Raw genomic sequence first — 8,760 nt, forward strand, 5'->3', positions numbered from 1 at the left:
ATTGTATATAAAATATATCAATGATATAATTGTACATACTAGATGTTTTTTAAACAAGTACTAACTTATAAGTCACTTAGTTTTTCTAAGTGGCTTAGTATCCTAAGTTACTGTATAATACTCTTACAATATAAAACACAGGAGGAATTTATGAGTGATAAAATAATGAAAATAAATAACAAAGAATATAGTTGTGCTATAGAATTAACATTAGATATTATAGGTGGTAAATGGAAACCAATAATTCTTTGGAGATTAGCTAATAACGAGGTATTAAGATTTAGTGAATTAAAAAGATCTATGGGTATTATTACACAAAAAATGTTAACCCAACAACTTAGAGAATTAGAATCATATGAAATGGTTCATAGAAAAGTATATGCCGAGGTTCCACCAAAAGTAGAATATTCTTTGACAAAACAAGGTAAAAGTGTAATGCCTATACTAGACATTATGTGTAAGTGGGGAAATGATTATTATGAAGAAGCTATAGATGACAAAAAAATATAGTGTTATGTTTTAACTTTTAGGGCATATTAACTCCTAAAAGGAGTGATTTTTTTGAACATAACTAGTATATCTTTATCCTATATGTTTTTTTTAGTTTCTATAATAGAATTCATATTTTTTTTATATTACAAATTTCTTGTAATCAATACTGGCACTAAAAGTAAAAGGCGAGAAAATATTATTGGAACTATGAAAGACCCTGAGCATTGGAGAAAAAGAAACAATATAATAGCTTTTATTTCTCTATTTTGGGCACTACTATCAATTATTGCTTTTATTTATTTAAAATTTTTCTATACTATAGGATTACTTTCAATAGTATATGTTTTTATCTATATAGTTGTTATTGTATTAAGTCTTTCAGTATTCATCAAAAAAAACAAGATTGTATCTAATAAATAGCATAACCTAAAAAGCAGTAATAATTTAAATATTATTACTGCTTTTTGAGATTTTATTTATCTAAAACTTTAATAAAACTTTAATAAAACTTTTAATAATCTGAGCTGTAAAACCCCATATTACATAGTTGTTATACTCATAAAAATATTGATCTAAAGTCCCTTTCCTAAACTTATAGTTTTTTCCTCCATTTATTAAATGAAAAGGAAAACCCTCTTGTTTTAATGGACCTATCTCCATACTATAATAGAGTGGCTCATTGTCTATAAAAAATTTTAATGGCACCTTAAATATATGATCTACCTCATCCTCACTTGGATTTATTTCTCCATATTTTAGACGCCCTACAAAAGCATACATTATATTGCCATAAGGACTTATATAATAGTCCATACTTCCAATTATATCAATTTGCTCTCTTTTTAAATTCAATTCTTCCATACTTTCTCGAACCGAGGTTTCTTTTGGGTCTTCATTTAATTCAACTCTCCCACCTGGAAGGCAAACATCACCTGGTTGACTTCTTAATTTTAAAGCACGTACTTCAAATACAATTGATACCTCTTCATTCTCCTCAACGAGTAATATCATAACTGCACTTTTATCAAAATCTCCTATTGCTTTAGGAATCCTATCCTTAAATATTTTTTCTACCTTATTTATCATATTAATTACAACCTTTCTAGTGCTTTCTTGGTGCCACCCACATAGCAAGTGGCAAGGTTTTATAATAATAGCATTTTTTCATTTCAAATTTTACATCAATATATACTTTTAACTATAACATAATATAATAAAAATTTGTTAATCATATTAAAATGCATCATAATATTAACTTCATCCTAAATATATTATGTTAAACAATGTTCCTTGTTCTTCATAAATTAAAATGATATACTTATGCTTGTATTTGATCATAGATAAACAAAAATTTAATTAAACTGGAGAGATGAAAATTGAAAAGAAGAAACCGCCTTCTATTATTTACACTAATCTTTACTTTAGTCTTTTCTACAACGGTTTTTGCCGCTACTAATCAGCCAGAATTAGATGCTAAAGCTGCAATTTCTGTAGATATGGATACTAATGAAATTATTTACGCTAAAAACATTGATAATAAGATGTACCCTGCGAGCATTACAAAGCTTATTACAGCTTTGCTACTTGCTGAAAATAAGACTACAACTGATAATTTAAAATATACAAAAAATGCAAAATCTCAACCATCATACTCATATAATCTAAATATTCATCCTATAGCTATTGGAGATACAATGTCCGCTGATAATGTAATGGATGGGCTTCTTCTTTATTCTGGAAATGATATTGCTTATGTGATTGCCGATAACGTTGGTGGAAATCCAATTAATTTTGCTAAAATGATGAATGCTAAAGCTAAAAAACTTGGAATGACAGGTTCTCATTTTATCACTCCAAATGGATTGGATGATGCATTGGATAAAGATAACCATTATACAACTACATACGACTTAACTCTCGCAGGTAGAGCTGCTTTTAAAAACGATTGGGTAAGAAAATCTATGGGTAAAAAAACAAGTGTGATTAAGTCTACAAATGGACCTGTTGCTACTGTTTCTAATAGAAATAAATTACTTGGAATAGATGGTAACCTAGGTGGTAAAACTGGATATACAGTAAAGGCTGGAAGATGCCTAGTTTCTATATACGAACGTAATGGTAGACATATTATAGGTGTCGTTATGAAATCTACATATAACCTACCAAAAGATACAATAGTTTTTGATGACATGACAAAACTTATCAATTATAGTTATGCTGCTAAACCGGATGTAACTAATAAAAAAGATACTGCTATTAAAACAATATCTTTGCCTTATAAAGTTATTCCATTTATAGGACCTACAAAAACAATGGATGTGCCACTTGCATCAAAAGAAGATGTTACCTTTTATAACAATAATGTAAAACGTCAAACAACTATTAAAATTGATCCAATAAAGCCATGGAAACTTAGTAAAAATACCTCTGTTGGAACTTTAGTTGTTAAACAAAAGGATTACATTAAAACTTATAAATTATATCCAATGGTTTCAAAAGCTACTATATTAAAAAATAATATAATTATGTATGCTGCAATTGTGGTTATTCTAATTGTTATTATAATATTAATTCTCCTACTAATTTCTTCTATACGTAGACGCAAAAATCGTAGTGGTAGAAGAATAAGATACTAGTAAATTTACAAAAGAGATTATATTAACTTTTTAGTTAATGTAATCTCTTTTTAAATTATACTCAATTTTGTCCTACTTTTACATTTATTTTAATATATTATAAAAGTAGGCTCTTAATAATAAATATATTTTTTAATTTAGCACAGTTAATATCCATACCTTGTACTTAACCATCATTCATTTTGCAGGTTCAGTATTGTTATAGTTTCACTTTTATAGTATTATAATATGATACACAATTATATATTGATGTTTATGATAACATTCACCAATATGTATTTCAATTATCAAAATAATTATTTATTTACACGTGGAGGTGTCAACTTGAAAAAAGAATTTTCTCTAAGTAATGAAAAAGTAATGATAAATTTCACCGCTAAATATTGTAATACCCCTGTGAAATTGTTAGAAAGTGATGGCTTTAGAAGAGTTTTCAACGCATATCTTAAGAAAATAAAAAAGAAGAATTCTAACATATATAAGTATCTTATAGAAAATTCACAAACAGACAATGAAGAATTAGATGTATTTTTTGTACATTTATTTAAGCTTTTATCGGTATTAAATGTAACCGAGATTGTAAATCTAAATACTAAATATAGCTCTCTCATGAATAGTCGTGCAACTTTTATAGACTTTATAGAAGATTTCTATAGTTTTTGGAGAAAACTTGAAAGGTATACTGTAATTCATAACAATAAAATAAATGAAGGTATAGAAAAAACAAGCTTTGTTGAAGCTAACAATGGTTTCTCAATGCTTATACTTGATTTATACAGAAAAATCGAGGAAAATGTAATTGGATATAAACCTAAGGTTTACAGACAATTACCCGCAGGTGGTAATGCTGGTTTAATTGTTAATACCATAAGTTGGCCAATTCCTGTAGGTTATGAAAAATTGAAAAACGTTCCATTTATTGATGCAATAATTTTAGACCTGCCTTATATAAGTTACCCTAAAAAGAATACCCGCGATGGTATTTTTGATGAATGTTTTGAAAATCCATTAAAAAATTGTACTATAACCACCGATCATTGGTTTTGTTATCCTGCCAAGGTAGGGACACTACTTGCCTTCATTTATGTTCACAGAGATTTTATGGCTCATGCAATAACTTTATGTAACTTATTTGAAATGGCAAAAGAAAAAGAGTATAGAGATATTAAACCAGATATAGTATTTGTTTTTGGTGCTAAAGATTCTGCCCCTATCGTTAAAACAATATTTTATGATGATAAAGAAAATGATATAATGCTTGGCTATATAAGTTACGGCAATGAAATTGATTACTTCGGATATGTAAAAAAGATGGCCTTAACACTTCATAATTTAATAATGATTAAACGAGGTTCACTACCAATTCATGGTGCAATGGTACACATTGTTATGAATAATGGTAACAGTGCTAATGTTGTTATTATGGGTGATAGCGGTGCTGGTAAATCTGAAAGTCTAGAAGCTTTTAGAAGTTTAAGTGAAGATTATATAAGCGATATGACCATAGTATTTGATGACATGGGTTACTTAACTTTAAAAGAAGGTTCGAAACCACTAGCCTTTGGAACCGAAATTGGAGCTTTCGTAAGACTCGATGATTTAGATACAGGTTATGCTTTTAAGGAAATAGATAGAAGTATATTTATGAATCCAGATAAGATTAACGCAAGACTTGTTATGCCAGTAGCAAGTTATAAAGATATTATTAAGGGGTACCCTATAGACTTATTCCTTTATGCAAATAATTATGAAGAAGTAAAAGATGGTATTGAAGAAATTAATTTCTTTGCAAATGCAAAAGATGCAATTGATGTTTGCAAAAGAGGCGCTAGAATGGCAAAAGGTACTACTACCGAATTAGGCCTTGTAACCTCTTATTTTGCAAATCCGTTTGGACCTGTGCAAAAACAAGAATTAGTAAATCCACTTATAGACAAATATTTTGATAACCTATTTAAAACAGGAGTAAAAGTTGGACAAATTAGAACCTCCCTTGGAGTTAAAGGACAAGAGAAAGATGGTCCTAAAAAGGCCGCTAAGAAATTGTTTGAATTAATTATAAAATAGGAAAAAGTGTATTACTATGTATCTAAAAATTATGTCAAATAAAGAAAATAATAAATTCAATACTGTCCACAAAAAAGTCTTTTAGCCGTTAGGCTGCGGATATGGTACATATCATTTGAATCCAATTTTTCTGCTCTTCTTATTTGTAGTCAGTATGAAGATTCTTCATACTGTTATGATACCTATCCGCCAATAAGCTGAAATAGTGTAGAAACTAACAATGATATATGGGAAATACCTGCAGCCTATCGGCTGAAGTCCATTAAGACAAATAGTAATTATATAAAAGGTCACTGAAATTTATGTAAATATTTCAGTGACCTTTTCATTATTATTTGAATTCTTTTGTTATAACATCGGTTAGTTTTTTACATGGAATGACTCTTAAATTTTTAAATTTAACGCCCGTTTTTAAACAATTTTGAGGTATGTATGCCTTCTTAAAACCCATTCTGTCTACTTCTTTTAACCTTTGTTCTAATGATGGTACTTTTTTTAGTTCTCCAGTTAAACCTAATTCTCCAATGAATACTGTATCTGTTGCTATTCCGTGGTTTAGTGAAGAGGATGCGATGCTCATAACTACAGCAAGATTTACTGATGTTTCAGTAAGTTTAAGGCCACCTGTTGCTTTTATAATAACATTCTTATCATAAAGCCCTATCCCTCCCCTTTCTTCTAGAATAGAAATAAGGGTTCCTAATTGCTCTTTCCTTGCAAAACACTCACTTAGCCTGCTTGGGTAAGGCGTAAAAGACTTTGATACTAGACTTTCTATTTCTATAACAATTGGTCTTGTTCCATCCTTTATAACCGCTAAAGCACTTCCTGGAACTAACTCATCTCTTTTAGTCATAAAAAACTCAGAAGGATCAGTTATCTCTTCCATTCCTACGTCTGAAAGCCTAAACATACCACTTTCTTCTGTATTTCCGAAACGATTCTTCTTACTTACCAAGTGTTTTAGTTCTTCTCCATCTTCTCCTTCAAGATATAATACAGTGTCTACTAAATGCTCGAGTATTCGTGGTCCCGCCATCTCATCTGCCTTAGTCATTTGCCCAACTAGAAAAACAGCTCTTGGTCTATCTGGATTTTTAGCTATATTCTTTAAAGCTGTTGCACATTCAATTACTTGAGTAGGAGAACCGGCCCTAGAACTTGAATATTCGTCCAAAGTAAATGTTTGAATACTATCAAGTATTATTAGATCAGCATCGACTGTTTCTATATGTTGTATTATTTCGTCAAGTTTTGTATCCGAAACAACCCAAAAATTATCAGCTATCTCTTTTACTGTTCGATCAGCTCTATTTTTAATTTGGCTTTTACTTTCCTCTCCAGATGCATATAAAATTTTATATTCTTTTAAAGAAAGTGAATTTGCGAGTTGTAGCAAAAGCGTAGACTTTCCAGCTCCTGGTGGAGCCGATATAATAGTAACACTATCGCGAACTATTCCTCCACCCATAACTCTGTCAAACTCTGACACTCCAGTAATTATTCTGTCACTGTTAGATTGCTTAACTGCCTTTAGTTTTGTAGGTTTAGTTGCAGCTACCAAACTATTTAAAGTGTTTTGTTTAGCGGAAGTTGCCTTAACAAGTTTCTCTTCATATGAATTCCACGCACCACAATCATTACATTTTCCCATCCATTTTGGAGCATGTGATCCACACTCTTTACAAATATAGATTATTTTATCTTTTGCCAATTAACATCATCTCCCTTTACTTCTCCTGGGTAGTTGCAGAAAAAAAATAAGCAGAAGGTATATTATAATTTCTGCTTATCTTTTCTAGTATTACACTCAAGCTTTAGAACTTTTGTAAAATTCACTCACTCTATCAAAATTACTTTTAAGTCTCATTCCATTATTTAGCTGAAGTACTCTATCAGTATTTTTAACTATATAATTTTCAAGTTTATCCATGTATATATCACCTGCTATTTCACTTTGAGTAACCATAGTTAATCCTTTTTCCCAACTAGCTGTTAATTCTGGATTCAAAAGCGTAGGGATAGAATTTTTCACTACATCAAATATAATTTCTCCGAGCAGTGTGGGCATAACCACTTGAGTTTTATTATTAGATTTAATATATTCTATCTTTTCAAGCTTTGTTAAAATTCCTGAGCGAGTGGCACTTGTACCAATACCAGAGCCTTTTATATGCTCCCTTAGCTCTTCATCTTCAATAAGTTTACCCGCATTTTCCATGGCTATAATTATTGAACCTGTTGTAAATCTTTTAGGAGGTGAAGTTTTACCTTCTTTAACTATTAAATCTTTAAGTGTCACCGTTTGTCCTTTTTTTAGAAGACTTAAAAATTTCATATTTGTACTTTCACTATCATTACTATCACTATCTGGTTTTAGAACTTCTAGGTAACCAAGTTCAACACAAACCTTATCTGATGTGAAAAATCTTTCATTATTTATCTTTGTTATAACAGAAACTTTGTTATAAACAGCTGGTGGATAAAATATTGCAAGGAACCGTCTTAGCACTAAATTATACACTTTCTTTTCCATTTCCTTTAATGATGTATAGTTTTGAAGACCTTCACCTGTTGGAATAATTGCATAATGGTCTGTTACTTTGCTATCATCAACATACTTTGTTTTAGCAATACCACTATACCATTTTTTTTCTATAATATTTTTAGCTATATTATTTATCTCAGTATTTCCATTTAATTTAATTAATTTTTTTATATTTTGATCAATTTCTTTTGATATTGCAGTAGACAATACCCTAGCATCCGTTCTTGGATATGTAAGCATTTTTTTCTCATATAACGCTTGAATGAGACTAAGCGTTTGCTCTGGATTTATCTTAAATTTCTTAGAACATTCATTTTGCATTTCCGCTAAATTAAAAAGTAATGGTGCATTTTTATTTTCCTTTTTCTTAGAAATATTTTCAACCAAGACATTGTTACCTATACTATAATCTCTTAATTCTCCTATTAACTTTTCAGCATCTTCTTGCTTCTTAAATCCACCTTCGTTATATAACATTTGAGATTCAAAATAGTTTGACCCATCTACTGATTTCCATTCTCCATCATAATTACAGTCCGCACTAACATTGAAACTTGCAATAATTCTATAAAAAGGAGTAACTGTAAACTCTCGAACTTCTCGTTCCCTTTGGACAACCATCCCAAGTACACATGACATTACTCGTCCAACAGCTATAACTATATAACTTTTCCCAAGATAATTACTTACAGTCTTGCCATATACCAGACTTAAAAGTCTCGAGAAATTAATTCCCATTAAATAATCTTCTTTTGCTCTTAAATAAGCTGCCTCCGATAAATTATCGTATGCACTTAAATCTTTAGCTTCTTTAACACCTCGAACAATCTCGGCTTCTGTTTGTGAATCTATCCAAACTCTTCGTTTTTGTTTATCAGGTTTGCCAGCCATTTCATCTACCAATCTATAGATGTACTCGCCCTCTCTTCCTGAATCTGTACAGACATATATTCTATCAATATCTTCGCGAACTAATTGACTTTTAACTATATTAAATTGTTTTTTAACTCCGTCTAT

7 protein-coding genes are annotated in these 8,760 nt (G+C 30.1%); 4 read left to right on the forward strand and 3 right to left on the reverse strand.

The genetic code is table 11. The features are described 5' to 3' along the window. Window positions 1-150: 150 nt before the first annotated feature. Together Q0649_RS19740 and Q0649_RS19745 are read left to right on the forward strand one after the other, a co-directional pair. A complete protein-coding gene (locus Q0649_RS19740) occupies window positions 151-510 on the forward strand; it encodes a helix-turn-helix domain-containing protein (RefSeq protein ID WP_298845892.1) in 360 nt (119 codons plus the stop codon). Window positions 511-561: 51 nt separating this feature from the next. Further along, a complete protein-coding gene (locus Q0649_RS19745; RefSeq protein ID WP_298845893.1) occupies window positions 562-912 on the forward strand; it encodes a hypothetical protein in 351 nt (116 codons plus the stop codon). A 60-nt stretch (window positions 913-972) separates the two neighbouring features. Here Q0649_RS19745 and Q0649_RS19750 read toward each other — a convergent pair whose 3' ends face one another. After that, window positions 973-1,578 (reverse strand): CoA pyrophosphatase, encoded by a 606-nt coding sequence (locus Q0649_RS19750; RefSeq protein WP_298845895.1) that lies wholly within the window; start codon window positions 1,576-1,578, stop codon window positions 973-975. A 290-nt stretch (window positions 1,579-1,868) separates the two neighbouring features. On the opposite strand from Q0649_RS19750, the gene Q0649_RS19755 reads away from it, so the two are divergent. Further along, window positions 1,869-3,128, forward strand: a complete 1,260-nt coding sequence (locus Q0649_RS19755; RefSeq protein ID WP_298845897.1) for a D-alanyl-D-alanine carboxypeptidase family protein — start codon at window positions 1,869-1,871, stop codon at window positions 3,126-3,128. A gap of 324 nt (window positions 3,129-3,452) precedes the next feature. Then, window positions 3,453-5,195, forward strand: coding sequence for a phosphoenolpyruvate carboxykinase (locus Q0649_RS19760; RefSeq protein ID WP_298845899.1), 1,743 nt, complete (start codon window positions 3,453-3,455; stop codon window positions 5,193-5,195). Window positions 5,196-5,526: 331 nt separating this feature from the next. On the opposite strand, the gene radA is transcribed toward Q0649_RS19760, so the two are convergent. Further along, window positions 5,527-6,909: a DNA repair protein RadA gene (gene radA, locus Q0649_RS19765; protein ID WP_298845901.1), complete on the reverse strand. Its 1,383-nt coding sequence runs from the start codon at window positions 6,907-6,909 to the stop codon at window positions 5,527-5,529. 96 nt (window positions 6,910-7,005) lie between these two features. Then, on the reverse strand, window positions 7,006-8,760 hold a 1,755-nt coding region (locus Q0649_RS19770), incomplete at its 5' end, for a type IA DNA topoisomerase (protein ID WP_298845903.1).

The sequence above is a fragment of the uncultured Clostridium sp. genome (genome assembly GCF_937920395.1).
Taxonomy (GTDB): Bacteria; Bacillota; Clostridia; order Clostridiales; family Clostridiaceae; genus Clostridium_AD.